Here is a 25408-nt window from a genome sequence, read left to right as displayed (position 1 = left end):
GCGCCCGGGAGCCGCCGCGCTCCGGGGGACCGGGAGGACCATACGCCCCGCCCGGTCCGGCGGCCGTCACGAGGTCACCGTCGCGGGCAGGCCGGGGCGGCAGGGCGGGCGGCCCCCGGCGGCCCGCAGCGTGAGCACCATGGTCATCCCGCCGCCCGGGGTGTCCTCGGCGGTCAGGGTGCCGCCCATCGCCTCGGCGAAGCCGCGGGCGACGGCGAGCCCGAGGCCCACGCCGGCGCCCTGCGGGGCGTCCCCGTGGCGCTGGAAGGGCTCGAATATGCGTTCCTTCGCGGTGTCCGGCACCCCCGGCCCCCGGTCCACCACGCGCAGTTCCACCCGCTCCCCCAGGGCGCTCGCCGCGACCATCACCGGCGCGCCGTCCGGGCTGTACTTGACGGCGTTCTCCACCACGTTCGCGACCGCCCGTTCCAGCAGCCCCGGGTCCACGGCCACCATGGGCAGGGTCTCCGGGACGTCGAGCACCACGCTGCCGTCGGGCACCCCGCCGAGGGCCACGGGCACCACCTCGTCGAGGTCGGCGTCGCGGATCAGCGGGGTGACGGTGCCGGTCTGGAGGCGTGACATGTCCAGCAGATTGCCCACCAGGTGGTCGAGTCGGTCCGCGCCCTCCTCGATCCCGGCCAGCAGCTCCCGCTCGTCCTCCGCCGACCAGGAGACGTCCGCGGAGCGGAGGGAGGAGACGGCGGCCTTGATGGCCGCGAGCGGCGTGCGCAGATCGTGCGAGACGGCGGCCAGCAGCGCCGTGCGGATGCGGTTGCCCTCCGCCAGTTCCCGGGCCCGCTCGGCCTCGCCCACCAGCCGCTCCCGGTCCCGTACCGCCACGGCCTGGGCGGCGAAGGCGGAGAGCACCCGGCGGTCCGCGGCGGGCAGCACCCGGCCGCGCAGCGCCAGCATCATGTGGTCCCCGACGGGCATGTCCACGTCGGCGTCCTCGGGGCAGCCCGCCGGGTCCGGGCCGACCGTGCCCGCCCGCCGCCACGGCTCCACGTCGCTCTCCCGCTCCAGCAGCGCGACCGAGCCCATGGCGAAGGTCTCCCGGACCCGCTCCAGCAGCGCCTCCAGGCTGGTCTCCCCGCGCAGCACCCCGCCCGCCAGGAAGGAGAGGATCTGCGACTCGGCGCGCAGCCGCGCCGCCTGCTGGGTGCGGCGGGCGGCGAGGTCCACCACCGCGGCGGCGGAGACGGCCACGGCGAAGAACACCGCGATGGAGACGAGGTTGCCCGGATCGGCGACGGTGAGGGTGCGCGTGGGCGGGGTGAAGTAGTAGTTGAGCAGGACGGTGCCGAGCGCCGCCGAGGCCAGCGCCGGCAGCAGCCCGCCGAGCAGCGCCGCCACCACCGCCACGAAGAGGTAGAGCAGCACGTCGTTGGCGAACTCCGGCCGCGGGTGCTGGGCGTTGAGGACGACGGTCAGCAGCACCGGTCCGAGGACCCCCGCCAGCCAGCCCGCGACGCTCCGCGACCGCCCCAGCCGCACCCCGCGCGGCACCGGCAGCCCGCGGCCCTTGGCGGCCTCCTCGTGGGTGACGATGTGCACGTCGAGGTCGGGCCCCGACTCGCGGGCGACGGTGGCGCCCACGCCCGGCCCGAAGACGTACTGCCAGGGCTTGCGGCGGCTGGAGCCGAGGAGGATCTGCGTCGCGTTGACCCCCCGCGCGAAGTCCAGCAGGGCCTCCGGCACGGCGTCGCCGATGACGTGGTGGAACGTGCCGCCCAGATCCTCGACCAGGGTGCGCTGGACGGCCAGTTCCTTCGGTGAGGGGTACGCCAGCCCGGTGCTCGGGGAGATGTGCACGGCCAGGATCTCGCCGCCCGAGCCCCGGGCCGCCACCCGCGCGGCGCGGCGCAGCAGCGTACGGCCCTCGGGGCCGCCGGTCAGCCCCACGACGATCCGCTCCCGCGCCTGCCAGGTGGAGCGGATCCCCTGCTCGCTGCGGTAGCGCTGGAGGTACTCGTCCACCCGGTCCGCGGTCCACAGCAGCGCCAGCTCGCGCAGGGCGGTGAGGTTGCCGGGGCGGAAGTAGTTGGAGAGGGCGGCGTCCACCTTGTCGGGGGCGTAGATGTTGCCGTGCGCCATCCGGCGGCGCAGCGCCTCGGGCGACATGTCGACCAGCTCGATCTGGTCGGCGCGGCGCACCACCTCGTCGGGCACGGTCTCCTGCTGCCGCACCCCGGTGATGGACTCCACGACGTCGCCGAGGGACTCCAGATGCTGGATGTTGACGGTGGAGACGACGTCGATGCCGGCCCGCAGCAGCTCCTCGACGTCCTTCCAGCGCTTGGGGTTGCGCGAGCCCGGGGCGTTGGTGTGCGCGAGCTCGTCCACCACGGCGACGGCCGGACGGCGCTCCAGCACGGCGGCCACGTCCATCTCGCCGGACCCGGCGGACAGGGCGGATCCTTCGGGCCTGCCGGCTTCCCCGGACCCGCCGGCCCCTGCGGACCCTTCGGAGGCACCGATTCCGTCCGGCCCGCCGGCTCCGTGATCCGCCTCGGCCGCTCCGGGCCCGCCGCCTCCCCGGGACCCTGCCGGCCGCCCGCCGGCGCCGGCCGCGCCGGTCCCGCCCGGCCCGGCGCCGTCCGGCCCGGCGCCGTCCTGCCGCAGCCGCGGGATCTGCTCCAGCCCGTCCAGCAGGGCGGCCGTGCACCGCCGGCCGTGCGGTTCGGCGAGGGCGACGACCACATCGGTGCCCCGCTCGGCGCGGCGGCGCGCCTCGGAGAGCATCGCGTAGGTCTTGCCGACCCCCGGCGCCGCCCCGAGGTAGATCCTGAGCTTGCCCCGTCCCATGGCCCCATTCTGGCGCCCCCGGCACGGCGCCGGGCGCGGGGTGCCCGCCCGTGCCCGGCGGGGTGCCCGGACGCGGTCCGGACGCGCCGGAGCCGCGCCCGGACGGGCCGGGCGCGGCTCCATGACGGCTCCGCCCGCCCGGGGCGGCCGGACGAACGGGCGGAGGGGCGTCAGCGGATCTCGGTGATCTCCGGGCCACGGGCGAGGCGGTCCACCCCGCCGGCGAAGCGGGAGCCCTGCTGCTCCTCCTGCTGGACGCCGTCCGGCACCATCTGCGCGTCGTCCGGCAGCTTGAGGACGATCGGGTCCCGCGGGGCCATCGGCTGGTCGCCCCGGACCACCACGGTGTCCCGGAAGATCTGCTCCAGCAGCCCGGCGGCCTGCGGCTGGACCGCGCCCTGACCGGAGATCACCCCGCGCAGGAACCAGCGGGGCCCGTCGACACCGACGAAGCGCACCAGCTGCACGCCGTTCTTGCCGTCCGGCAGCTGCACGGGCACCTGGGCCCGCAGCTCCCAGCCGAGCGGCCCCTCGGTCTCGTCCACGACACCGCCCTGCTGGGTGATGCCGCCGGCGATCTCCTCACGGATCTCGTTCCAGATGCCCTCGCGCTTGGGCGCGGCGAAGGCCTGGAGCTGGATCGCGCTGTCGCGGAGCACGACGGTGGCGGCGACGATGGACTCGCCGGCGACCTCCACCCGCAGCTCCATCCCCTCGACCCCCGGCACGAAGATCCCGCCGAGATCGACCCGGCCCTCACCGGGGCTGCCGACCTCGGAGATGTCCCAGGGCCCGTCGGGGCGCGGCGCGGGCGGGAGGCTCACACGGTGCGGCTCGTCCGCGGCCTCCGGCTCCTCGTCCGCCTCGGGGGCGTCCGGGGCCACGCCGTCCTTGCCCTCGGTGTCCTCAGCGTCTGCGCGTCCCTTGCGACGACGTCCGAACACGTCACAGTCCTTCCCGGTCGTGATCGACCGAAGCGAGTTCATGTCCCCCGGCGGGGCCGTCCGTATCGGCGTGCCCGCCGGTCGATCCGAAGCCGTCAGCGCCCCGCACCGAGCCCGGCAGCGCGGCCACCTCGTGGAAGCGCACCTTCTCGACCTGCTGCACGACCAGCTGGGCGACGCGGTCGAGCCTGGCGAACCGCACGGCCTCGCGCGGGTCCAGATTGACCACGGTCACCTTGATCTCCCCACGGTACCCGGCGTCGACGGTCCCGGGCGCGTTCACCAGGGCGACGCCGCAGCGGGCCGCGAGCCCCGAGCGGGGATGCACGAAGGCCGCGTACCCGTCGGGCAGGGCGATCGACACGCCCGTGGGCAGCACCGCCCGCTCACCGGGGGCGAGCACGGCGGGCTCGGTGGTCACCAGGTCCACCCCGGCGTCCCCCGGGTGCCCGTACGCGGGCACGGGCACCTCCGGGTCGAGGCGGCGGAGCAGGACCTCCACCGGAGGCCGCCGGCTCACGGGTTCACCTCGAACGCCCGCACGACCCGGACCTGGTCCGGGTCGGCCATCGCCGCCCGGATCTCCTCGTCCCGCCCGTTCTCGGTGAAGTGCTCGACCTCCACCGCGACGAAGAGGGCGGCCGCGCGCACGGCGAGGGGCCCCTCCGGGCCGCCGGCCCGGCCGGCCGCGGTGGCGTAGATCTTCCGGCCGTGGACCGCGGTGACCTCCGCCCGCAGGTGCAGCTCGGTGCCGACCGGCACCGGCCGGACGAAGTCCGTCTCCAGCCGGCCGGTGACCGCGATGGTCCGCAGCATCCAGCCCAGCGCGCCCAGGGTCTCGTCCAGCGCCGCGGCGAGCACCCCGCCGTGGGCGAGGCCGGGGGCACCCTGATGCTCTTCCCGGACGGTGAGGACGGCGGTGGCGCTCACGCCCTCCCCGGCCCGGATCTCCAGGTGCAGCCCGTGCGGCTGCTTCCCGCCGCAGCCGAAGCAGTGGTCGTAGTGGGAGCCGAGCGGTTCCCCGGGCGCGGGCGCGCCGGAATGGCGCGCCGGCGCCACGGCGTCGGCCGGCGGCGTCAGCGATGTCGTTGGTCCCCTCACGAGGCGGAACCCTACCCGCGCCCGCCCGGGGCCGGGGCGGCCGTGCCAAGCTGGGGCCATGCAGTCGTACGAGGAACGCCTCACCGCCCCGGCCTCCTGGTGGACCGCCGCGCTGGCCGCCGGTCTCTTCTGCGGGCTCACGGCGCTGCCGTTCGGCACCCTGGCCACCCTGGGCGCGCTGATCACCGGCGGGGCGCTCGCCACGGTGGCCGTGAGCGCGTACGGCTCGGCCCGGATCCGGGTGGTGGCCGGCTCGCTGGTCGCGGGGGACGCGCGGATCCCGGTGACGGCCCTGGGCGAGGCCCGGCCGCTGGACCGGGCGGAGGCGGTGGCCTGGCGGACGCACCGCGCCGACCCGCGGGCGTTCATGCTGCTGCGCAGCTATGTGCCGACGGCGCTGCGGGTGGAGGTCACGGACCCCGAGGACCCCACGCCCTATCTGTATCTCTCCACCCGGAACCCGGAGAAGCTGGCCGCCGCGCTGGCGGCCGTACGGTCCTGACCCGCCGCCGTACGGTCCTGACCCGCCGCGCCGTGCCCGGCCGGCGTGGGCCGGCGTGGGGGCGCGGCCTCCGGCCGCCGGTCCCCCTCGGGGCCGGCCGCGGGGTCAGCCGGCGTCCGGTCCCCGGGACCCCGGGCCGTCCTCCGGCCCGGTGCCCGGCGGCAGCCGGTCCCAGGCCACCTGGCGGCGGCGCAGATCGGCCCGGACCCTGCGGGCCAGCCCGGCCGTCTCGCGCCGGTTGGCGGCGGCTCCGGCGACGGCGCCGACGAGGAACGGGATCAGCGTGGGGACGTTGCGCACCGCGCGTTTGAGGACCTGCTGGCGCAGTTGCCGGCGGAGCGGGGCCCCCAGCAGGGAGCCCGCGTCGGCGGTCAGCGCGGCGGAGGTCAGGTCGACGCCGCGCCGCTCGCTCCAGGCGGTCAGATAGGCGTGCGCGCGCCGGGTGGGGCCGCCGGGCACGGGGACGCCGTAGACCTCGTGCAACTCGGCGATGAGCTTGTACTCGACGGAGGCGACGCCCACGATCTCCGCGGCCAGCTCGGCCGGCATGGCGGGCGGCGTGGGCAGCATGGCCGCGGCGCCGACGCCCGCGCCGACGGCGGCGGACGACCGCACCGCCCCGGTCACGAGCTTGTCCGCGAGCTGCTCCGGCCCGAGGCCGGGAAACTGGCGGCGCAGCGCCGCGAGATCGCGGACGGGGACCCGCGGGGCGGTGTCGGCGATGCGGTCGGCCACCATCGCGGCCGCCCGGGCGAGGCCGCGTCCGCCGCGGGCCGCTCCCCGGCCGGCCGCGGCCGCGAGGGAGGCCACGCGGCCCCGGTCAGCCGGGTCCGCCCGGCCGGGGGAGCCGGAAGGTCCGGCGGAGCCGCCGGACGGGTGGGAGGGGCCGGACGGGCCGGTGGCGGCCGGTGTCCCGGCCACCCCGGGACGGCCGGCGGGCGCCGGGGGCGGGGCGTCCCGCTCGGCGGGGCGGTCGCCGCCCGCCGGGACGCCCTCCGCGGGGGCCCCACGGGCCGCCCGCGGTTCCGCTGGGCCCGGGGAACCCTCCCGCCGGGCCCGGCGTTCCTGTGACGGCTCGGGGCCGGTCACCGGGCGCCTCAGGCGGCGCAGTCGCGGCAGACCGGCTGGCCGTTCTTCTCCGCGGCGAGCTGGCTCCGGTGGTGCACCAGGAAGCAGCTCATGCAGGTGAACTCGTCGGCCTGGCGGGGCAGCACCCGGACGGAGAGCTCCTCGTTGGAAAGGTCCGCGCCGGGCAGTTCCAGCCCTTCGGCCTGCTCGAACTCGTCGACGTCCACACTCGAGGTCGACTTGTCGTTGCGCCGGGCCTTCAGCTCCTCGAGGCTGTCCTCGTTGAGCTCGTCATCGGTCTTGCGCGGGGTGTCGTAGTCCGTCGCCATCTCGCTCTCCCCCTCTGGGTGTCTGCTGGTGTCTCAGCGCTCGTAACGCGCGAGGGGCCGGTGTTGTGCCCGACCTGAGGCGGAGATTTTGCCTCACATCAAGACCCGTTACCCGATCGACACCCGACGGCCCCCCTGAAGGGGCGAGCGCGCCGGGTGGCGATGGGGACCGTACACGGTCGTGGAGCCCTTCCGTGCAGGGCCACCACCTGTACTTCCCGTGATGGGGACCGCCGAAAACCCGCATTTTCCGGGCTTTCCGGCGACCTTTGCCACCACGGAGGGTCAAGAGGCCGGACATCGCCTTTGTGATGGATTCCACAGGGGAACACCTGGGGCGGATTCGGGATTTCCCGCCCGAAGCGCTTCCCGGGCCAGCATCTCAGACAGGCAGGGTGACCCGCATCACGAGACCTCCGCCCTCCCTCGGCTCGGCGCTGACGTACCCGCCGTGCGCCCGGGCCACCGACCGGACGATGGACAGCCCGAGACCCACGCCCTTGTCGCTGCGGGTGCGCTCGGTGCGCAGCCGGCGGAACGGCTCGAAGATGTTGTCCAGCTCGTACGCCGGCACCACCGGGCCCGTGTTGGAGACCACCAGCGTGGCCACCCGGTCCCACCGCTCGGTGACCACCTCCACCCAGCCGTCGGAGGTGTTGTAGCGCACGGCGTTCTGCACCAGGTTGAGCGCCACCCGCTCCAGCAGCACCCCGTTGCCCGGCACGACCGCCGGGCGCAGCCCCTCGCGGAGCTCCACCCCCTTGCCGCGCGCCTCCTCCCGGACCTGCTCCATCGCCTGGGAGGCGACCTCCGCCAGGTTCACCGGCTTCCGGTCGACCAGCTCGTTCTCGCTCCGGGCCAGCAGCAGCAGCCCCTCCACGAGCTGCTCGCTGCGCTCGTTGGTGGCCAGCAGCGTCTTGCCGAGCTGGGCCAGCTCGGGGGAGGCCTCCGGGTCGGAGAGCTGCACCTCCAGCAGGGTGCGGTTGATCGCGAGCGGGGTGCGCAGCTCGTGCGAGGCGTTGGCGACGAAGCGGCGCTGGGCGTCGAAGGCCCGGTCCAGCCGGTCCAGCATCTCGTCGAAGGTGTCGGCGAGCTCCTTCAACTCGTCGTCCGGGCCGTCGAGTTCGATCCGGCGGGAGAGGTCGGAGCCGACGACGCGGCGGGCCGTACGGGTGATCCGGCCGAGCGGGGAGAGCACGCGGCCGGCCATGGCGTAGCCGAAGGCGAAGGCCGCCACGCTCAGCCCGAGCAGGGCGAGCAGCGAGCGGCGCAGCAGGCCGTCCAGGGCGAGCCGGCGCTGGTAGTCCATACAGGTCTGGAGGGCGGCGTTGAACTCCTCGTGGTTCTCGAAGGTCCGCCCGGTGAGGCTGGAGCAGGTGGAGCTGGTGGGCCGGAAGCTGCCGGAGAGCAGCTTGAACGGCAGCGCGCTCCCCTTGTCCAGGGCCTCGGCGGCCAGCAGATAGATGATCGAGAGCAGCACGATCCCGGCGATGAGGAACATCCCGCCGTAGAGCAGGGTGAGCCGTATCCGGATGGTGGGACGGAGCCAGGGGCGCGGACCCGGCGGCGTTCCCCGGGGGTCCCAGGTCGGCTTCGGCGGCGCCGAGGGCGGCGTGGGGGTGGCGGCCACGGCGGGTCAGATCCGGTATCCGGAGCCGGGCACCGTGATGATCACGGGGGGCTCGCCCAGTTTGCGGCGGAGCGTCATCACCGTCACCCGCACCACGTTGGTGAAGGGGTCGGTGTTCTCGTCCCACGCCTTCTCCAGCAGCTGCTCCGCGGAGACCACGTTCCCGTCGGCCCGCAGCAGCACCTCCAGCACCGCGAACTCCTTGGGCGAGAGCTGCACCGGCCGGCCCTCCCGGGCCACCTCGCGGCGGTTGGGGTCCAGCCGGATCCCCGCCCGCTCCAGGACGGGCGGCAGCGGCGCCGTCGCCCGGCGGCCGAGGGCACGCACCCGCGCGGTGAGTTCGCTGAAGGCGAACGGCTTGGGCAGGTAGTCGTCGGCGCCGATCTCCAGCCCCTCCACCCGGTCGCTGACGTCGCCGGAGGCGGTGAGCATCAGCACCCGGGTGGGCAGCCCCAGCTCGACGATCCGGCGGCACACGTCGTCGCCGTGGACCAGCGGCAGGTCACGGTCGAGGACGACCACGTCGTAGTCGTGGACGCCGACCCGCTCCTCGGCCGCCGCCCCGTCGTAGACCACGTCGACCGCCATGGCCTCCCGGCGCAGGCCGGTGGCCACCGCGTCGGCGAGCAGCTGCTCGTCCTCGACGACCAGTACGCGCACGGCGCGCCCCTTTCCTGTTCTCGCGTTGCCCGTAGGTCACGCGCTTCCGGAACTTCCGGAATCCCCGGAACGTCCGGAACCGCTCGGACCGCCCGTGTCCCGGTCTCCCCCGGCACTGCGGGGCCCTCCGGCGCTCCGGGCGTCCCCCGCCCGGATGCCGGTGCCACGCCGTGATCAGGCAGGACGCCGGGGGCGGTGGTTCCATCCTGCCCCCGGTGCCCGTAAACCGCCGGTAAGGGATCACCGGGCCCGGAGCGCCGGGATTCCTGCCACGTCTGAGGTTTCTCTGAGGTCGGCGGTGGGGAGGACGGTTACACACCCGAGATCACGCCCCGTAGGCGGCGCGCCACAGCATGCCGTGTGCGCCTCCCGCCCCGGCCCGGCACGGTCCCCCGTCCCGGCCGGAACCGGCCCGCCGGCCCACCCGGAGCCGGGTGGAGCGTGATCACCCGCCGCAGGCACGCCCCGTGCCACCGACCACGACGAGGGGGCGCAATGGACGCGTTCACCGCAGGACTGCTGCAGCGCATACACACCACCCAGTCCGACCTGACGCGCGCTCGCGAAGCCGGGGACGACTTCCTCGTCGAAGTCGAGCTCTCCGAACTGGACGACCTGCGCCGGCTGGCCGCCGAGCACGGGGTGGAGATCGGCACCCCCGCCCCCTGCGGCTGAGCGGCCCCACCACGCGACGAGGCGCCCCGGTACCTGGTACCGGGGCGCCTCGTCGCGTGGTGGGGCCGGCGGGCGGCGGCGGGAGGCCCGGGGGCGCTCCCGCCGGCCCGCCCGGTCAGCCGGCCGGGTGCCGGTCGTGCCAGGCGCCCAGTTCCTCCAGCCGGTCCCGCAGCGGCTCGAAGAGCCCGGGCGGGGCGGCCACCGCCAGCTCCCCGGAGAGCGGCGCGCCGGGCCGGCCGCCGGTGAGCGCCCCGGCCTCGCGGGCGATCAGTTCACCGGCCGCGTAGTCCCACGGGTTCAGCCCGCGCTCGTAGTACGCGTCGAGCCGGCCGGCGGCCACGTCGCACAGGTCGATGGCGGCGGAGCCGCCCCGCCGGATGTCGCGGACGTCCGGCACCAGCGCGCGCAGGACGGCCGCCTGCCCTATCCGGCGCTCGCGGACGTACCCGAAGCCCGTCCCGATCAGCGCCCGCTCCAGCGGCGGCGCGGGACGGCAGCGCAGCCGCAGCTCGCCGCGGTACGCGCCGCCCCCCAGCACGGCGTGGCAGGTCTCCTCCCGCACCGGCGCCGCCACCACGCCGACCAGCGTCTCGCCGTCGGCCTCCGCGGCGATGCTCACGGCCCAGGAGGGCAGCCCGTAGAGGTAGTTCACGGTGCCGTCGAGCGGGTCGACGATCCAGCGGACCCCGCTGGTGCCCGGGGTCTCCGCGCCCTCCTCGCCGACGAAGCCGTCGTCCGGCCGCCGCTCGCCGAGGAAGTCGCGGATCAGCTTCTCCGAGGCGAGGTCCATCTCGGTGACGACGTCCACGGCGCTGGACTTGGTCGCCGCCACCCCCAGCTCGCCGGGACGGCCGTCGCGCAGCAGCTCCGCCGCGCGCCCGGCCGCCTCCAGGGCGACGGGCAGCAGCGCGCGTCCCAGCTCCGCGGCGCCCGCGGGGCTGTTCCGGCCGGTCCGGTGGGCCTGGCCGGTCCGGCCGGCCTGGTTGGTCCGGTTGGCCTGGTTGGTCTCGCCGGTCGGTCCGGTGAGTTCCGTGTCGCGGGTGTTCACAGCGCGGCTCCCTGGTACGGGTCGTCGGCGCCGGCGGCGGCCGGCTTCGGGGTACGGCCCGGGCAGCACCCGAGCGGGCAGACGTCGTGGCTCGGGCCGAGTTCGCCCAGGGCGCGGCGGTGCGCCCCCTCGCCCCGCTCGGTCACCGCGCGTTCGATCACCAGTTCCCGCAGGCCGGACACGAACCGCGGATCGGCGCCGACGGTCCCGGCGCGGGCCACCGGCAGCCGCAGGTCCGTCGCCTTGGCCAGCGCCTCGGTGTCGAGGTCGTAGATGACCTCCATATGGTCGGAGACGAAGCCGATGGGGACCATGACCACCGCGGACGCGCCCGCCTGGTGCAGCTCCTCCAGGTGGTCGCAGATGTCCGGCTCCAGCCACGGGATGTGCGGGGCACCGCTGCGCGACTGGTAGACCAGCCGCCACGGGCGCTCCACACCGTCCCGGTCCCGGACCCCGGCGGCGACCAGCCGCGCGACGTCCAGGTGCTGCGCGACATAGGCGCCGCCGCCGTCGCCGTGCGCGGCCGGCGGGCCGGAGGTGTCCGCCGCGGCGGTGGGGACGGAGTGGGTGGTGAACGCCAGATGGGCGCCCGCCCGGACCTCCTCCGGCAGTTCGGCGAGCGCGGCGAGCGTCCGGTCCACCATGGGCTCCACGAACCCCGGGTGGTTGAAGAAGTGACGCAGCTTGTCGACCCGCGGCAGCGGCAGCCCCTCGGCCTCCAGGGCGGCGAGCGACTCGGCGAGGTTCTCGCGGTACTGCCGGCACCCGGAGTACGAGGCGTAGGCGCTGGTGGCCAGGGTCAGCACCCGGCGGTGGCCGGCGGCGGCCATCTCCCGCAGGGTGTCCGTGAGATAGGGCGCCCAGTTGCGGTTGCCCCAGTGGACCGGCAGGTCCACACCGTGGTCGGCGAACTCCTTCCGCAGCGCGGCGAGGAGTTCGCGGTTCTGGTCGTTGATGGGGCTGACACCGCCGAAGAGGAAGTAGTGCTGCCCCACCTCCTCCAGCCGTTCGCGGGGGATGCCCCGGCCGCGGGTGACGTTCTCCAAGAACGGCACCACGTCGTCCGGACCCTCGGGGCCGCCGAAGGAGAGGAGCAGCAGAGCGTCGTAGGGAGCGGGGTCTGACTGATCGGGCATGCCGCCGATCCTGCCACCCACGGGCGGCGGGACGGGAAAACCCTGGCGGGAAACGCCCGGGCCGGCGCCGCCACAATCGCGAACCCGCGTGGCCCGGCGCCGGCCGGCGGCCCGGCGGGTCCCGTGCGGCCGTATGACCGTGCGATCGTGCGATCGTGCGGCGGAAAAGTACCGCGCGCCGCGCCCCCGGCCCGCCGTAGGCTGGACCGTCCCCATCCTGCCCCCGCCGGAGCCGAGCCGTGTCCAGTCCCTACCGCCAGATCTTCCTGCCGCCCGGCACGAAGGGCTTCTCCGCGGCGGGTCTGCTGGGCCGGCTGCCCTCCGCCATGCTCTCCATCGGCGTGGTCACCATGCTGGCCCGGGTCACCGGACGGTACGGGCTCGCGGGCGCGGTCGCCGCCACGCTGGCCCTCTCCGCCGCCGCCCTGGGCCCGCGGATCTCGCGGCTGGTGGACCGGCACGGCCAGCGCCGGGTGCTGCGTCCCGCCGCGCTCTGCGCGATCACGGCGGTGGCCGCGCTGCTGCTCTGCGTCCGCGGCGGGCTGCCGGAGTGGACCTACTTCGTCTGCGCGGCGTGCGCCGGGTGCGTCCCCAGCCTGGGCTCCATGGTCCGGGCCCGGTGGGCGGCGCTGTACCGGGACGCGCCGCGGCCGCTGCACACGGCCTACTCCTGGGAGTCGCTGCTGGACGAGGTCTGCTTCGTGCTGGGGCCGCTGCTCTCGATCGGCCTGTCCACCCGCTGGTTCCCCGAGGCCGGACCGCTGGCCGCCGCCGTGTTCCTGGCCGCGGGCGTGTTCTGGCTGACCTCGCAGCGCGCCACCGAGCCGGTGCCGCATCCGACCGGGCGGCGGGGCGGCGGCTCCGTGCTCCGCTTCCCCGGGATGCCGTGGCTGGCCCTCACCTGGGGGCTGGCCGGGGCCGTCTTCAGCTCCGTCGACGTGGTCACCGTCGCCTTCGCGGAGGAGGCCGGGCGCCCGGCGCTGGCCGGCCCGGTCCTCGCCGTGTACGCGCTGGGTTCGGGGGTGGCCGCGGCGGTGTTCGGCCTGCTCCACCTGCGGGGGTCACCCGCCCGCCGGTGGCTGGCCGGGGTGTGGGCGATGGCCCTGGGCACCTCTCCCCTGCTGATCGCCGACCACCTGCTCACCCTGGCCGGCGTGCTCCTGCTGGCGGGGACGGCGATCGCGCCCACGGCCGTCACCACCATGGCCCTCGTCGCCCGCCAGGTGCCGCCCGCGCGGCTGACCGAGGGCATGGCCTGGACCGGCACCGGGGTCATGGTCGGGATCGCCTCCGGAGCCGCGGTGGCCGGCTGGGTGGTCGACGCGGCGGGCGCCGCCGCCGGTTACCGGGTCCCCGTCGCCTCTGGACTTCTGGCGGCGGCAGTGGCATCCCTGGGGTACCGCCGGCTGCGGCCGGCACCCGGGCGACGGCTACAGGAAGCGGGACCAGATGCGGGTCAGCACCGGCACCACGTGGCGTAACTGGTCGGGGACGGTGACCGCCCGGCCGCGGCGCTCGTTCGCCCCGGCGACGGCTGGCGAGGTGGCACGGATCGTCACCGCGGCCGCCGGGGAAGGGCTCCCGGTGAAGGCCGTCGGCACGGGCCACTCCTTCACCGCGGCGGCGGCGACCGACGGGGTGCTGATCCGTCCCGACCGGCTGACCGGGGTACGGGAGATCGACCGGGAGGCCGGGACGGTCACCGTGGCGGCGGGCACGCCCCTGTGGCAGCTCAACGAGACCCTCGCCGGAGCGGGCCTGTCCCTGACCAACATGGGCGACATCATGGCCCAGACCGCCGCCGGCGCCACCAGCACCGGCACCCACGGCACCGGCCGGTCCTCCGCCTCCCTCGCGGCCCAGCTCACCGCGGTGGAACTGGTCACCGCCGACGGCTCGGTGGTGCGCTGCTCCCGCGGCGAACGCCCGGAACTCTTCACCGCGGCCCGGATCGGCCTCGGCGCCCTGGGCGTCGTCACCGCGCTCACCTTCGCCGTCGAGCCGCTCTTCCTGCTCACCGCGCGCGAGGAACCGATGCGCCTGGACCGGGTGATGGCGGAGTTCGACGCGCTCGTCGAGGAGAACGAGCACTTCGAGTTCTACTGGTTCCCGCACACCGGCAACTGCAACACCAAGCGGAACAACCGTTCGCCCGGCCCGGCGGCCCCGCTGGGCCGGGTCGCCGGCTGGTTCGAGGACGAACTGCTCTCCAACGGCGCCTTCCAGCTCGTCTGTTCGGCGGGCCGCGCGGTACCCGCCGCGATACCCGCCATGGCCCGGGTCACCAGCCGCGCCCTCTCCGCCCGCGGCTACACCGACATCCCCTACAAGGTGTTCACCTGCCCGCGCCGGGTCCGCTTCACGGAGATGGAGTACGCCGTGCCGCGCGCGGCCGGCATGACGGCGCTGCGCGAGCTGACGTCCTTCGTCGACCGCTCGGGACTCCGCGTCGGCTTCCCCGTGGAGGTGCGCCACGCGCCGGCCGACGACATCCCCCTGTCCACCGCCTCCGGCCGGGACAGCGTCTATCTGGCCGTGCACGTCTACCGGGGCACCCCGTACCGGCGCTACTTCTCCGAGGTGGAGCGCATCATGACGGCTCACGGCGGCCGGCCGCACTGGGGGAAGCTGCACACCCGGACCGCCGACCAGCTCGCCGCCGTCTATCCCCGCTTCGCCGAGTTCACGGCGGTACGCGACCGGCTGGACCCGGACCGGGTGTTCGGCAACGCGTACCTGCGGCGGGTGCTGGGCGACTGACGGACCGGACGGCGGGCCGGGGCGGGGTGCGGGACGGCGCGGCCGGCGGACTGACGGGCCGCCGGGCCGGCTGACGGACCGGCAATCCGGACGGGACAACTCCGGTTCAGGAGATTCCGGGGAAACCGCCACCACCGCCTCCCGCCCGGCCCCGGCCCGCCGCCCTCCGTCCCGAACCCGGCGGCGCGGCAGTCCACCCAGGTGGGCTGAATGGAGTACTGTGACGCATCCTGGCTCCGTCTCCCGCCCACCCCCGGACCTCGTGAAAAGAGAACCAGGGGCAGGGTTCGGACCGACGTAGTCGTGGCAGGACCTGGGTAGGGTGCACGGGACGGACGGTACGGTCACACATCGTGACGCATGGGTAACCGTGCCACAACGGCGCAGAAGGGCCCCCGGGCCCGACACGCCGGGCAACTCGGCAATGCTGTGGCAGGCTGCACCCGGGCAGGCCACACTCGTCTAGCGGAAGCAGCGACGCACGTGACGTCGGCAGGCACCACCCGGGAGGTCCCCATGCCCGAACTGCGTGTCGTGGCCGTCAGCAACGACGGCACACGGCTGGTGCTGAAGGCTGCCGACAGCACGGAGTACACCCTCCCCATCGACGAGCGGCTGCGTGCCGCCGTGCGCAACGACCGTGCCCGCCTCGGCCAGATCGAGATCGAGGTGGAGAGCCACCTCCGCCCCCGGGACATCCAGGCGCGGATAAGGTCGGGCGCCACCGCCGAGGAGGTCGCGCAGCTCGCCGGCATCCCCGTCGAGCGGGTACGCCGCTTCGAGGGTCCGGTGCTGGCCGAGCGCGCGTTCATGGCCGAGCGGGCCCGCAAGACCCCCGTCCGCCGCCCCGGCGAGTCCACCGGCCCCCAGCTCGGCGAGGCCGTCTCCGAGCGGCTGATGATGCGCGGCGCGGAGCGGGACACCGTCCAGTGGGACTCCTGGCGGCGGGACGACGGCACCTGGGAGGTCGTCCTCGGCTACCGGGTGGCCGGCGAACCGCACACGGCGAGCTGGACGTACGACCCGCCGCGCCGCCTGGTGCAGGCGCTGGACGACGAGGCCCGCGCGCTGATCGGGGACACGGACGACACGCCGGAGCCGAGCGTCCCGTTCGTGCCCCGGATCGCCCGGCTGCCGCGGGACCGCCCGCTGGACCGCCCCGAGCGCCCGGAGCGGTCCCTGCCCGCCCGCGGCGAGGACGGCGACGGGGAGAACCGCGACCGCGACTCGCTGACCAGCCTGCTGGAGGCGGTGCCCAGCTTCCGTGGCGACCTGGTCGTCCCCGAGCAGTCCTCCGCCTCCCGGGCCGACCCCTCCGACGGACCGGACGACGAGCCGGACGCGGCCGAGGAGCCGGCCGCTCCGCCCGCCGCCGCGGCCGGCGCCGGCTCGGCCTACGCCGACGTGCTGATGCCGCGCGCGGTCGCCGGCCACCGGGACCGGCTCACCGGCACCACGGACCGGCAGGCGGAGGCGGACGGCGTCCGGCCCGGCCGCCGCGCCGCCGTGCCGAGCTGGGACGAGATCGTCTTCGGCACCCGGCGCAAGAAGCAGGAGTAGCGCGCCGGTTCCGCCAGGGCCCCCGTAGCCGACGGGGCCGGCCCCCCGCCTCAGGGGGACCGGCCCCGTCGGCCGCTCCGGACGGACCGGACGCCGCCGCGGCGCGGGTCCGCACGGACACCACCGGCGCCGGGACCCGGGCCGTGACACGCCGGTCCACGGCCCGGGCCCCGGAAGGCGGCCTCCGGGCCGGCGTCCGTGACGGTCCCGGCTCCCCCGCCGCTCACCCGGGACCGCTGCGCGCCGCGCTCACCGGCGCCGCAGCCCGCGCCGCTCCTCCTGCCGCCACCGCTGCCGCTTCCGCCGGCCCGCCGCCGGGGGTCCCGGGCGGCGGCGCGGCCCTCCCGTCTCCGCCACCGGCCGGCCCGGCGGGGCCGCAGCGCCGCGCTCCGAGGGCCGCCCACCGTCTCCCCGGGGCGGTGTCCCTGCTCAGCCGGGGTCGGCGCCCGTGGCGACCGGCCGGTCCGGGTCGGCGGACCACTCGCTCCAGGACCCCACGTACAGGGCCGCCTCCACCCCGGCCACCTCCAGGGCCAGCACCTGCTGCGCGGCCGATACCCCCGAGCCGCAGTAGACGCCCACCGGCGTCTCGTCCCGCACGCCGGCCGCGGCGAAGCGCTCGGCGAGCTCCCGGGCGGGGCGCAGCCGGCCCTCGGCGGTGAGGTTGGCGGCCGTGGGGGCGGAGACGGCGCCCGGGATGTGCCCGGCCACCGGGTCGACCGGCTCGACCTCACCGCGGTAGCGCTCCGCCGCGCGGGCGTCCAGCAGCACCCCCTCGCGGGCGATCGCCGCCGCGCGGCCGGCGGTGAGCAGCGGCAGCCCGCCCGGCCGGGGCTCGAACGTACCCTCGGGCGGTGCCGGTTCGGCGGTCTCCAGGGCGCCGCCCTCCTCCGTCCAGGCGCGCAGGCCGCCGTCCAGGACGCGGGCCGTGGGGTGGCCGGCCCAGCGGAGCAGCCACCAGGCCCGTGCGGCGCCCCAGCCGCGGGCGTTGTCGTAGGTGACCACGGGGCGGCCGGCGGAGACGCCGGCCCGGCGCATCGCGGCCCCGAACGCGGCGGGGTCCGGCAGCGGGTGGCGCCCGCCCGGGCCGGCGGGCCCGGCGAGGTCGGTCTCCAGGTCCACGTAGACGGCGCCGGGGAGGTGGCCCTTCGCGTACGCCTCACGGCCGGGCGGTCCGCCCAGCTCCCAGCGCACGTCGAGCAGGACCGGCGGCCGCTCGCCCGCCAGCTCCCGGGCCAGTTCGGATGCGGTGATGATGGGGTGCATTCCCTCATCTTTGCGTAGCGTCCGACGCGCGGCGCCCCGGACCCCGGAAACCGGCCTCGGTGGGGGTAGTTGCCGGACCGGCGCGCGAGCCGGACGGATATGCACCGGCAAAGTGGGCATCCTTGACCCCAAAGCCACGGAACGCGGCGCGGTCCGTCTCCCTCGGCGCGACAGCCGGCGCGGCCCTGCGGCCGGAGGCCGCTCCCGCGGCGAGCGCCCGCCGGGTCCCGCCCCGATCCCACCGCCCGAGGAGAGAGTGACCATGACCGAGGCAGCGACGCCGCGCACACCGGGAGTGCCCTGCTGGGTGAGTCTGATGGCGCACAACCTGGCGGCGACGCAGGAGTTCTACGGCGCCTTGTTCGGCTGGGACTTCGCGCCGGCGCCACGGCAGCTCGGGCCCTACGTCCGCGCCCGGCTCGACGGGCGCGAGGTCGCGGGGATCGGCGAGCTGTCCGGCCGCCGGCTGCCGGCCGCCTGGACCACCTATCTGGCCACGGACGACGCAGACGCCACCGCCGAGCTGATCCGGGCCTGCGGGGGCACGGTCGCGGTGGGGCCGCTGGACGCCGGGGGCGCGAGCCGGGTGGCGATCGCCTCCGACCCGTTCGGCGCGGTCTTCGGGATCTGGCAGGGCCTCGATCTCGCCGGGGCGCAGACCGCGGGCGAGCCCGGCACCCAGGCGTGGAACGAACTGCAGGAACAGGATGTGGCGGCCGCCAAGTTCTACGAGGCGGTCTTCGGCTACGAGGCCCGCTCCGACGAGCCGGAGAAGGTGACCCTCCACCTGGACGGCCGCCCGGTGGCGACCGTGCGCGAGCACGGCGACACACCCGTCCGGGGTCTCGGGCCGCGCTGGGTGACCTACTTCGAGTCCGCCGACCCGGACGCCGGCGCCGCGCGCGTGGCCGAGCTGGGCGGACGCGTGCTGGCGGCGCCGCACGAACAGCCGTACGGGCGGGTCGCCACCGTCGCCGATCCCGAGGGCGCCGTCTTCAACCTGCTGCGCACGGCCCGCTGACGCGCGGCGGCCGGTGTCCGCGGCGCCGCGCGGCGCCGCCGGAGGTCCTCCCGGGCCGCTCCGGCCACGCCGGCGTCCGGACGGGCGGCACCCTCTCGGTGTCCCCGCCGGCGGCCCCACGGCCCCGGCAGGGAGGACACCTGCGGCAGCACGGCGGCCCGGAACCTGACGGCCGTCGTCCGGCGCCGGTGGTGGCGAGCGCGGCTCCTCGTGCCCGCCTCATCACCCCGGCGCCGATCCCGGCCATGTCACCCATGGGCACCGGTGCCTCCCCGGCCACGTCCATGACACCGGTGTGGCCGGGGGCCCGCCGGTACGGAGCCGCCCGGGGGCCCGGGAGGCTCCGTGGTCCGGCGCGCCCGGTTCCGCCCCGCCGGCCCCGCACCGGACCGGGCCCGCGGATGCCCGGAGGGGCGGTCAGGCGTGGTTGACCGGCAGGACGTCCGGGGAGAGGGCGCCGGCGTGGGCCGCGGCGCTGGTCATCCGGCGGCGGTGGTGACGGCGGCACAGCACCTCGTAGCCGACCTCCTCCGCCGGGCGGTTCACGTCGCCGACCACGACCTGCACGCCTTCGACGACCATCTCGCCATCCACGGTGCGGGCGTTGTGGGTGGCGCGGGCGCCGCACCAGCACAACGCCTCCACCTGGAGCTGCTCGATCCGGTCGGCGAGCTCGATCAGCCGCTGGGAGCCGGGGAAGAGCTTGGTGCGGAAGTCGGTCGTGATGCCGAAGGCGTAGACGTCCAGCCCCAGGTCGTCGACGGTCCGGGCCAGCTGGTCGATCTGCCCGGGGGCGAGGAACTGCGCCTCGTCGACGATGACGTAGTCGACCTTGCCGCCCCGGGAGAGCTGGTCGACGAGGTACGCGTACAGGTCCATGCCCTCGGTGGCCTCGATCGCCTCCGTGACCAGGCCCAGCCGGGACGACAGCTTGCCCTCGCCCGCCCGGTCGTCACGGGTGAAGATGACGCCCTGAAGCCCGCGGGCCGAACGGTTGTGCCCGATCTGAAGCGCCAGAGTGGACTTCCCGCAGTCCATCGTGCCGCTGAAGAACACCAGCTCCGCCATGGTGAGGTGGGGCCTTTCCGTCGCTTTCGGGGGCATGCGCGCGCCGGTCCCGGCCACGGCGGCGTGACGCCGGGACGGCCGGTTCCGGCGTCAGGAGGAGCGTACTTCGAGCAGCGGGACGAGCTGTTCGGCGGGCGTCATCGAACCGTGCAGCCCCGTCATCGCGGACTCGTTGGGCTCGGTCCGGGAGGCGACCACGGCGACGTCGTCCCGGGCCGCCGCGACGACGTCGCCGATACGCCCGTACACCCGCTCCTCCACCGGCCCGAACCAGCCCGCCGCGACGGCCTCGTCCCGGGTGGCGACCCACATCCGGTCGCCGACCACCTCGCGCCAGACGGCTGCCACGTCCCCCGCGGCGCCCGGGACGGCGTAGACATGGCGGGCGCGGGCCTCGCCGCCCAGGACGGCCACGCCGGCGCTCAGCTCCCAGTCCTCGTCGAAGTCGATCCGGGACTCCTCGTCGAACGGGACGTCCACCATGCCGTGGTCGGCGGTGATGTACAGCGCCGAGCGGGGCGGCAGCCGGTCGGCGAGGCGCTGGGCGAGCCGGTCGACGTAGGCGAGCTGGGCGCGCCACTCGTCGGAGTCGACGCCGTGACGGTGCCCCTTGCCGTCCACCTCGCTGTAGTACGTGTACACCAGGGAGCGGTCGGCGGCGGCGAGCTGCTCCGCCGCGAGATCCATGCGGTCCTCGCCGCCCGTCCGGCCGTGGAAGGTGCCGCCGCTGAGCGCCACCCGGGTCAGCGGGGTGCCCGCGAAACCGGGCGCGGAGACCTGGCAGGTGTGCACCCCGGCCGCGTCCGCCCGCTGGAAGACGGTCGGGTACGGCTGCCAGCGATGCGGGTCGGTCCAGGGGCGCCAGCGGAGCTGGTTCATCAGGGCACCGCTCGCCGGGTCCAGCACGGTGTAGCCGGCCAGCCCGTGCGCGCCGGGCGGCAGGCCGGTGCCGACGGAGGCGAGAGAGGTGGCCGTGGTGGAGGGGAAGCCGGTGGTGAGCGGGCGGCCCGTGCCGCCGTGGGAGCCGGCGAGCAGCGAGGTGAGGAAGGGCGCCTGCTCGGGATGGGCGCGGAGCAGCTCCCAGCCGAGACCGTCGATGAGGAAGACGCAGTTGCGGTCGGCCGGCTCCAGGCCGAGCCCGGCGGTCAGCCCCGGGACGCCCTGTCCCGCGGCGAGCGTCGGCAGCAGCTCGGCCAGCGAGCCGTGGCCGTAGGCGGGGGCGGGGGCGGAGCGGGGGTCGAGGGGGGCCGGATCGTGATCGTGCCAGGCGGAACCGGCGGGGGCGGGCCGGGTCATCAGCAGCCGGCGGCGGAGGCCACGGTGGCCTCGGAGAGCGCCTGGGCGAACGCGAGGGTCTGGCGGACGGAGTCCGGGCCGTCCCCGGCCTCGCTGACCCGCAGGCTCAGGTCGTCGGCGGTGGTGTTGCCCGTGTAGCCGTGGTCGGCCTCGCAGTTCGGGTCCGAGCAGCTGGCCGGCTCCAGGTCGACGCGGTTGACCGCGCCCCAGCCGATGGTGAGGACCACCTCGCGGGGCAGGGTGCCCGGGGTGTACGACTCCGGGTTGGCCACCACCCGGCTGAGCACCACGGAGGAGATCTTCTCCAGCCGCACCGACTCGGTGGAGGTCGTGGCGTACGGCGACGGGGAGGTGCCGTCGGCGGCCTGCTCGTCGGTGTGGCTGACGATGAAACGGGTGCCGGTGAGCACCAGGACGGTGACGTGCCGGCGGACCTCGTTGGAGTCGAACGTGGTCTCCTGGTGGACCAGGTAGGAGCTGACCGGCTCGCCGCCCACGGCGGCCTCCACCGCCTCGGCCACCAGGGCCGGGTAGTAGCCGCTGCGTTCGATCGCCGAGCGCAGCCCTTGGGTCGTCGTACCGGTCTTCGCCATGGGGCCCATCCTACGGGGCCCCCGCGCCCCCGGATGAACGGCGCCGCCCACCGCGGGAGGGCGCGGCGGCCCGCGCGTACCCCGGCGGGCGCGCCCCGGAGCCGTCCCCGGGCCGGCCCCGCCCCGGCCCGGCAGTGGCCCGGGGACGGCTCAGGGGACGGCTCCGGGGGGCGGCTCAGTACGCGGGCAGCCGCCGCGGGCCCAGCTCGGAGTCGGCGGGGGGCGCGGCCAGCCGTACGGAGGCGTCCAGCACGCCGAGGCCACGGGCGGCGACCACCACCGGCTCCAGCTCCACGGCCACCACCTCCGGGTGGTCGTCCACCAGCCGGGAGACGCGCAGCAGCAGGTCCTCCAGGGCGGCGGTGTCCACCGGGTCCGAGCCCCGCCAGCCGAAGAGGAGCGGCGCGGCCCGGATGGACCGGATCTGCTCGGCCGCCTCCCGGTCGGTGACCGGCAGCAACCGGTGCGCGACGTCGCCGAGCAGCTCGGAGGGCGCGCCGGTGAGCCCGAAGGAGAGCACGGCGCCGGCCGCGGGATCGATCGCGGCGCGGACGACGGTGTCCACCCCGCGCGGGGCCATGGACTGCACCACCGGGCGCAGTTCCGCCGCCGAGCCGAGGGAACCCGGGAGGTCCGTCAGCTCCCGGTAGGCCCGGCGCAGGTCCTTCTCGTCGGCCAGGTCGAGCCGGACACCGCCCAGGTCGGGGCGGTGGCGCAGATGCGGGGCCGTCGTCTTCAGCGCGACGGGGTAGCCGAGGGTGGCCGCGGCCGCGGCCGCGGCGTCCGGGTCGGGGGCCGGCAGCGCGGGCCGCACGGTGATGCCGTACCGCGCCAGCAGGGAGGCCGTGTCCGGGGCGGAGAGCCGTACCCCGCGCCCGCCCCGCTCCCCGGCGGCGGCCAGCAGGGCCTCGATCTCGGCGCTCGCGCCGGCCGGGTCGGCGTCCTCGAACTCGGGGAAGGCGGGGGTGGGTCCGGGCTCGGTGGCGGCGCGGCGCCACTCGGCGTAGCGCGCGGCCTCGGCGAGCGCCCGCACGGCCCGTTCGGCGGCGGGGTAGGCGGGGATGCCGGAGCCGCGCGGGAGGGCGCCGGGCCCGGTGGCGGGGGCCGTCGCGGCGGCCGTCCCGGCGGCGTCCCCGGCCGGGGGCTCCGCGCCACCCGCGCCGCCCCGGCCGCCCGCGCCGTCCTCGGGGGCGCCGAGCGCCGCCGCCAGCCCGTCCATCTCCAGGTGGGCCACCGCGACCGGCTTGGCCGAGCCGCCCGCCGCCACGGCGTCCCGCAGGGCGGCGGCGAGCTGCGGCGCCTCGCCGGAGCCGGGGCCCGCGGTGCCGGACCCGACCCAGGGGATGGCGGTGACGACCACCGCGTCGCAGGCGTCGTCGGCCAGCGCCTCGGTGAGCGCCTCGCGGAAGTCACCGGGGGTGGCGTGGGTCGTCAGGTCCAGCGGTTCCAGCGGGTGCAGCCGCTCGGTGAGGCAGGCGTCGTAGGCGAGCAGGCCGAGCGACTCGGAGTTGCCGAGGATCGCCACCCGCGGGCCGCGCGGCAGCGGCTGCCCGGCCAGCAGCAGCCCGGTGTCGACGAGTTCGGTGACGGTGTCCACGCGGATCACCCCGGCCTGGCGGAAGATCGCCGAGACGGTGGCGTCGGGGATGCGGGTGGTGACGGCGTGGCCGGTGGGGGCCGCCCCGCTGTGCCGGGCGCCCTTGACCACGACGACCGGCTTCGCGGCGGCGGTGCGCCGGGCGAGCCGGCCGAACTTCCGCGGGTTGCCGATGGACTCCAGGTACATCAGCACCACGTCGGTGGCCGGGTCGTCGTACCAGTACTGGAGGCAGTCGTTGCCGGAGACGTCGGCGCGGTTGCCGGCGGAGACGAAGGTGGAGGCGGAGATGTGGCCGGCGCCGCGCCGGTGCAACGCGGCGAGCAGGGCGATGCCGATGGCACCGGACTGGGTGAACAGCCCGATCCGCCCCGGTGGCGGGAGCTGCGGCGAGAGGGAGGCGTTCAGCCGGGTCCCCGGCGCGGTGTTGAGGACGCCGAAGGCGTTGGGCCCGATGATCCGCATGCCGTGGGAGCGGGCGAGCCGGACCAGGTCACGCTGGCGCAGGCGCCCCTGCGGGCCGCTCTCCCCGAAACCGGAGGAGATGACGACGAGCCCTTGCACCCCGTGCGTCCCGCAGTCGGCGACCACACCGGGCACGGCCTCCGCGGGCACCGCGACGACCGCGAGGTCCACCGGTTCCCCGATCTCCGCGACGGAGCGGTGCGTGGGCACGCCCTCCGGCTCCAGGGTGCCCTGCTCCGCGGGGAAGGCGTGGTTGACGGCGTGCACCCGGCCGGCGAACCCGCCGTGCAGCAGCCCGCGGAGTACGGCGCGGCCGATGCCGCCCGGACCGCGCCCGGCGCCGATCACGGCGACCGAGCCGGGGGCGAGCAGCCGCCGTACCGACCGGGCCTCGGCCCGCTGCTCCCGGCTGCGCTGCACGGCCAGGGAGCGGTCGGTGGGCTCGATGGAGAACTCCAGGCGGACGACGCCGTCCTCGAAGCTGCGCCGCTGGGTGTAGCCGGCGTCGGTGAAGACTTTGATCATCTTGCTGTTGGCGGGCAGCACCTCGGCGGCGAAGCGCCGGACGCCCCGCTCCCGGGCGACGGCGGCGATGTGCTCCAGCAGCGCGGAGGCCACCCCGCGCCCCTGGTGGTCGTCGCGGACGAGGAAGGCCACCTCGGCCTCGTCGGCGGGCGCGGACGCGGGGCGTCCGGTGGTGTCGATGCGGTCGTACCGCACCGTGGCGATGAACTCCCCGCCCACCACGGCCGCCAGGCCCACACGGTCGACGTAGTCGTGGTGGGTGAAGCGGTGGACGTCGCGGTCGGACAGCCGGGGGTAGGGGGCGAAGAAGCGGTAGTACTTGGACTCGTCCGACACCCGCTCGTAGAAGTCGACGAGGTGCCGCGCGTCGTCCTCGGTGATCGGTCGGATGTGGGCGGTACCGCCGTCGCGCAGCACGACGTCGGCTTCCCAGTGGGCCGGATAGACCTGCGCGTGCGGCGTCTCCATGGGGTCAGCGTACGGGGGGCCGGGACCGGCGGACGGAGCCCGGCGCTCCGGTGTGCGGGACCCGGCCCTGACCCGGCGTGTCCCGCCGTGACCCGGCGGGACGCGGCCGGGGCGCGGCTCCGGCCCCCGGGTACCGTGGCCGGAGGCCGGACGGGCGTGCGCCCGGCAGTGGTCTAGACAACATCGGTACGCTGTTGGCGACCGTTCCCCCTACCGAAGGGCACCCACCATGGCAGAGCGCCGTGTCACCGTCGGCTGGCCCGAAGGGCTCCACGCCCGGCCCGCCTCGATCTTCGTCCGCGCGGCCACCGCGTCCGGCGTCCCGGTGACCATCGCCAAGGGCGACGGCTCCCCGGTCAACGCCGCGTCGATGCTCGCCGTGCTGAGCCTGGGCGCCGAGGGCGGCCAGGAGGTCGTGCTCGCCTCCGACGCCGAGGGCTCGGAGGCCGCGCTCGACCGGCTGGCGAAGCTGGTCTCGGAGGGGCTGGAGGAACTGCCCGGGACGGTGTGAGCCCGGCCGTTCCGGCCGCCGGCCCCGGGCCGGCGGCGCGCGGCGCGCGGCGCGCGGCGCGCGGCGCGCGGCGCGCGGCGCGACGGAGTCGCGGTCACCCCCGGCGGGGTGGCCGCGACTCCGTCGTGTCGGGGCCGCGTCGCGCCGGAGCAGCCTCGTGTCGGGACAGCACCTCATGGGGGCCGCGTCGCATCGGGGTGACGCCGTCGTACCGGCGGCTCCGACGCGCCGGAGCCGCGGCCCCCGGTGGCGGGCGCGGACCGGCCACGCCGTCAGGACGTGGCCCGCCGCCCGGCCCAGGGCGGCCGGGTGCCCGGCGTGACCTCCCTCGCGCGGCCCCCACCGGGCCGGGGGCGGGCGGGAGCACGATGGAG

General features: G+C 76.2%; 22 protein-coding genes. 7 read left to right on the top strand and 15 right to left on the bottom strand.

What is annotated here, in order from left to right:
• Positions 1-66: 66 nt before the first annotated feature.
• The 4 genes from HCK00_RS15985 to HCK00_RS15965 form a co-directional block, all read right to left on the bottom strand.
• Positions 67-2808 (bottom strand): ATP-binding protein, encoded by a 2742-nt coding sequence (locus HCK00_RS15985; protein ID WP_240965615.1) that lies wholly within the window; start codon positions 2806-2808, stop codon positions 67-69.
• A 170-nt stretch (positions 2809-2978) separates the two neighbouring features.
• Positions 2979-3752, bottom strand: coding sequence for a DUF3710 domain-containing protein (locus tag HCK00_RS15975; protein WP_168102624.1), 774 nt, complete (start codon positions 3750-3752; stop codon positions 2979-2981).
• 1 nt (position 3753) lies between these two features.
• Positions 3754-4254, bottom strand: a complete 501-nt coding sequence (gene dut / locus HCK00_RS15970; RefSeq protein ID WP_375781971.1) for a dUTP diphosphatase — start codon at positions 4252-4254, stop codon at positions 3754-3756.
• A gap of 14 nt (positions 4255-4268) precedes the next feature.
• Entirely contained in the window at positions 4269-4853 is a 585-nt protein-coding gene (locus HCK00_RS15965; protein ID WP_168102622.1) for a PaaI family thioesterase, read from the bottom strand.
• Positions 4854-4911: 58 nt separating this feature from the next.
• Here HCK00_RS15965 and HCK00_RS15960 point away from each other — a divergent pair, with 58 nt between their 5' ends.
• On the top strand, positions 4912-5355 hold the full coding sequence (locus HCK00_RS15960) for a DUF3093 domain-containing protein (protein WP_168102621.1): 444 nt from the start codon (positions 4912-4914) through the stop codon (positions 5353-5355).
• A 105-nt stretch (positions 5356-5460) separates the two neighbouring features.
• Here the strand turns inward: HCK00_RS15960 and HCK00_RS15955 are convergent, their stop codons facing one another.
• The 4 genes from HCK00_RS15955 to HCK00_RS15940 form a co-directional block, all read right to left on the bottom strand.
• Positions 5461-6165, bottom strand: coding sequence for a hypothetical protein (locus HCK00_RS15955; protein ID WP_168102620.1), 705 nt, complete (start codon positions 6163-6165; stop codon positions 5461-5463).
• 287 nt (positions 6166-6452) lie between these two features.
• Positions 6453-6752: a DUF4193 domain-containing protein gene (locus HCK00_RS15950; RefSeq protein WP_019709681.1), complete on the bottom strand. Its 300-nt coding sequence runs from the start codon at positions 6750-6752 to the stop codon at positions 6453-6455.
• A gap of 382 nt (positions 6753-7134) precedes the next feature.
• Entirely contained in the window at positions 7135-8382 is a 1248-nt protein-coding gene (locus HCK00_RS15945; protein WP_168102619.1) for a sensor histidine kinase, read from the bottom strand.
• Between the two features lie 6 nt (positions 8383-8388).
• On the bottom strand, positions 8389-9042 hold the full coding sequence (locus HCK00_RS15940; RefSeq protein ID WP_168102618.1) for a response regulator transcription factor: 654 nt from the start codon (positions 9040-9042) through the stop codon (positions 8389-8391).
• A 495-nt stretch (positions 9043-9537) separates the two neighbouring features.
• Here HCK00_RS15940 and HCK00_RS15935 point away from each other — a divergent pair, with 495 nt between their 5' ends.
• Entirely contained in the window at positions 9538-9717 is a 180-nt protein-coding gene (locus HCK00_RS15935) for a hypothetical protein (RefSeq protein ID WP_168102617.1), read from the top strand.
• Between the two features lie 115 nt (positions 9718-9832).
• Here the strand turns inward: HCK00_RS15935 and HCK00_RS15930 are convergent, their stop codons facing one another.
• Together HCK00_RS15930 and HCK00_RS15925 are read right to left on the bottom strand one after the other, a co-directional pair.
• The gene (locus HCK00_RS15930) at positions 9833-10636 is read right to left on the bottom strand and encodes an inositol monophosphatase family protein (protein WP_168102696.1); all 804 of its coding nucleotides are present in this window, start codon (positions 10634-10636) and stop codon (positions 9833-9835) included.
• A gap of 125 nt (positions 10637-10761) precedes the next feature.
• Entirely contained in the window at positions 10762-11904 is a 1143-nt protein-coding gene (locus HCK00_RS15925; RefSeq protein ID WP_168102616.1) for a ferrochelatase, read from the bottom strand.
• Positions 11905-12143: 239 nt separating this feature from the next.
• Here HCK00_RS15925 and HCK00_RS15920 point away from each other — a divergent pair, with 239 nt between their 5' ends.
• The 3 genes from HCK00_RS15920 (at position 12144) to sepH (ending at position 16224) form a co-directional block, all read left to right on the top strand.
• Positions 12144-13385, top strand: a complete 1242-nt coding sequence (locus HCK00_RS15920; RefSeq protein ID WP_168102615.1) for an MFS transporter — start codon at positions 12144-12146, stop codon at positions 13383-13385.
• Complete coding sequence (locus HCK00_RS15915) at positions 13354-14664, top strand: D-arabinono-1,4-lactone oxidase (protein WP_168102614.1); 1311 nt, start codon at positions 13354-13356, stop codon at positions 14662-14664. Before HCK00_RS15920 ends, HCK00_RS15915 begins: the two co-directional genes overlap by 32 nt.
• Before the next feature lie 483 nt (positions 14665-15147).
• A complete protein-coding gene (gene sepH, locus HCK00_RS15910) occupies positions 15148-16224 on the top strand; it encodes a septation protein SepH (RefSeq protein ID WP_168102613.1) in 1077 nt (358 codons plus the stop codon).
• A 429-nt stretch (positions 16225-16653) separates the two neighbouring features.
• On the opposite strand, the gene HCK00_RS15905 is transcribed toward sepH, so the two are convergent.
• Positions 16654-17490 (bottom strand): sulfurtransferase, encoded by an 837-nt coding sequence (locus tag HCK00_RS15905; protein ID WP_168102612.1) that lies wholly within the window; start codon positions 17488-17490, stop codon positions 16654-16656.
• A gap of 262 nt (positions 17491-17752) precedes the next feature.
• Between HCK00_RS15905 and HCK00_RS15900 the strand changes: the two genes are divergently transcribed.
• On the top strand, positions 17753-18511 hold the full coding sequence (locus tag HCK00_RS15900; RefSeq protein WP_168102611.1) for a VOC family protein: 759 nt from the start codon (positions 17753-17755) through the stop codon (positions 18509-18511).
• Between the two features lie 417 nt (positions 18512-18928).
• Here HCK00_RS15900 and HCK00_RS15895 read toward each other — a convergent pair whose 3' ends face one another.
• From HCK00_RS15895 to HCK00_RS15880, 4 genes are all read right to left on the bottom strand, one after another.
• Positions 18929-19579 (bottom strand): thymidine kinase, encoded by a 651-nt coding sequence (locus tag HCK00_RS15895; protein WP_168102610.1) that lies wholly within the window; start codon positions 19577-19579, stop codon positions 18929-18931.
• Between the two features lie 90 nt (positions 19580-19669).
• Entirely contained in the window at positions 19670-20875 is a 1206-nt protein-coding gene (locus HCK00_RS15890) for an alkaline phosphatase family protein (RefSeq protein ID WP_168102609.1), read from the bottom strand.
• Positions 20875-21468, bottom strand: coding sequence for a DUF5998 family protein (locus HCK00_RS15885; RefSeq protein ID WP_168102608.1), 594 nt, complete (start codon positions 21466-21468; stop codon positions 20875-20877). The genes HCK00_RS15890 and HCK00_RS15885 overlap by 1 nt, the downstream gene beginning before the upstream one ends.
• 175 nt (positions 21469-21643) lie before the next feature.
• Positions 21644-24523, bottom strand: coding sequence for a bifunctional acetate--CoA ligase family protein/GNAT family N-acetyltransferase (locus HCK00_RS15880; RefSeq protein ID WP_168102607.1), 2880 nt, complete (start codon positions 24521-24523; stop codon positions 21644-21646).
• Between the two features lie 229 nt (positions 24524-24752).
• Here HCK00_RS15880 and HCK00_RS15875 point away from each other — a divergent pair, with 229 nt between their 5' ends.
• Positions 24753-25034, top strand: coding sequence for an HPr family phosphocarrier protein (locus tag HCK00_RS15875; protein WP_168102606.1), 282 nt, complete (start codon positions 24753-24755; stop codon positions 25032-25034).
• Positions 25035-25408: the final 374 nt, after the last annotated feature.

This window comes from Streptomyces zingiberis (genome assembly GCF_012034935.1).
GTDB classification, from domain to species: Bacteria; Actinomycetota; Actinomycetes; order Streptomycetales; family Streptomycetaceae; genus Streptomyces; species Streptomyces zingiberis.
The sequence above is the reverse complement of the archived record's forward strand: the minus strand, read 5'-3'. Positions and strand labels throughout refer to the sequence as shown.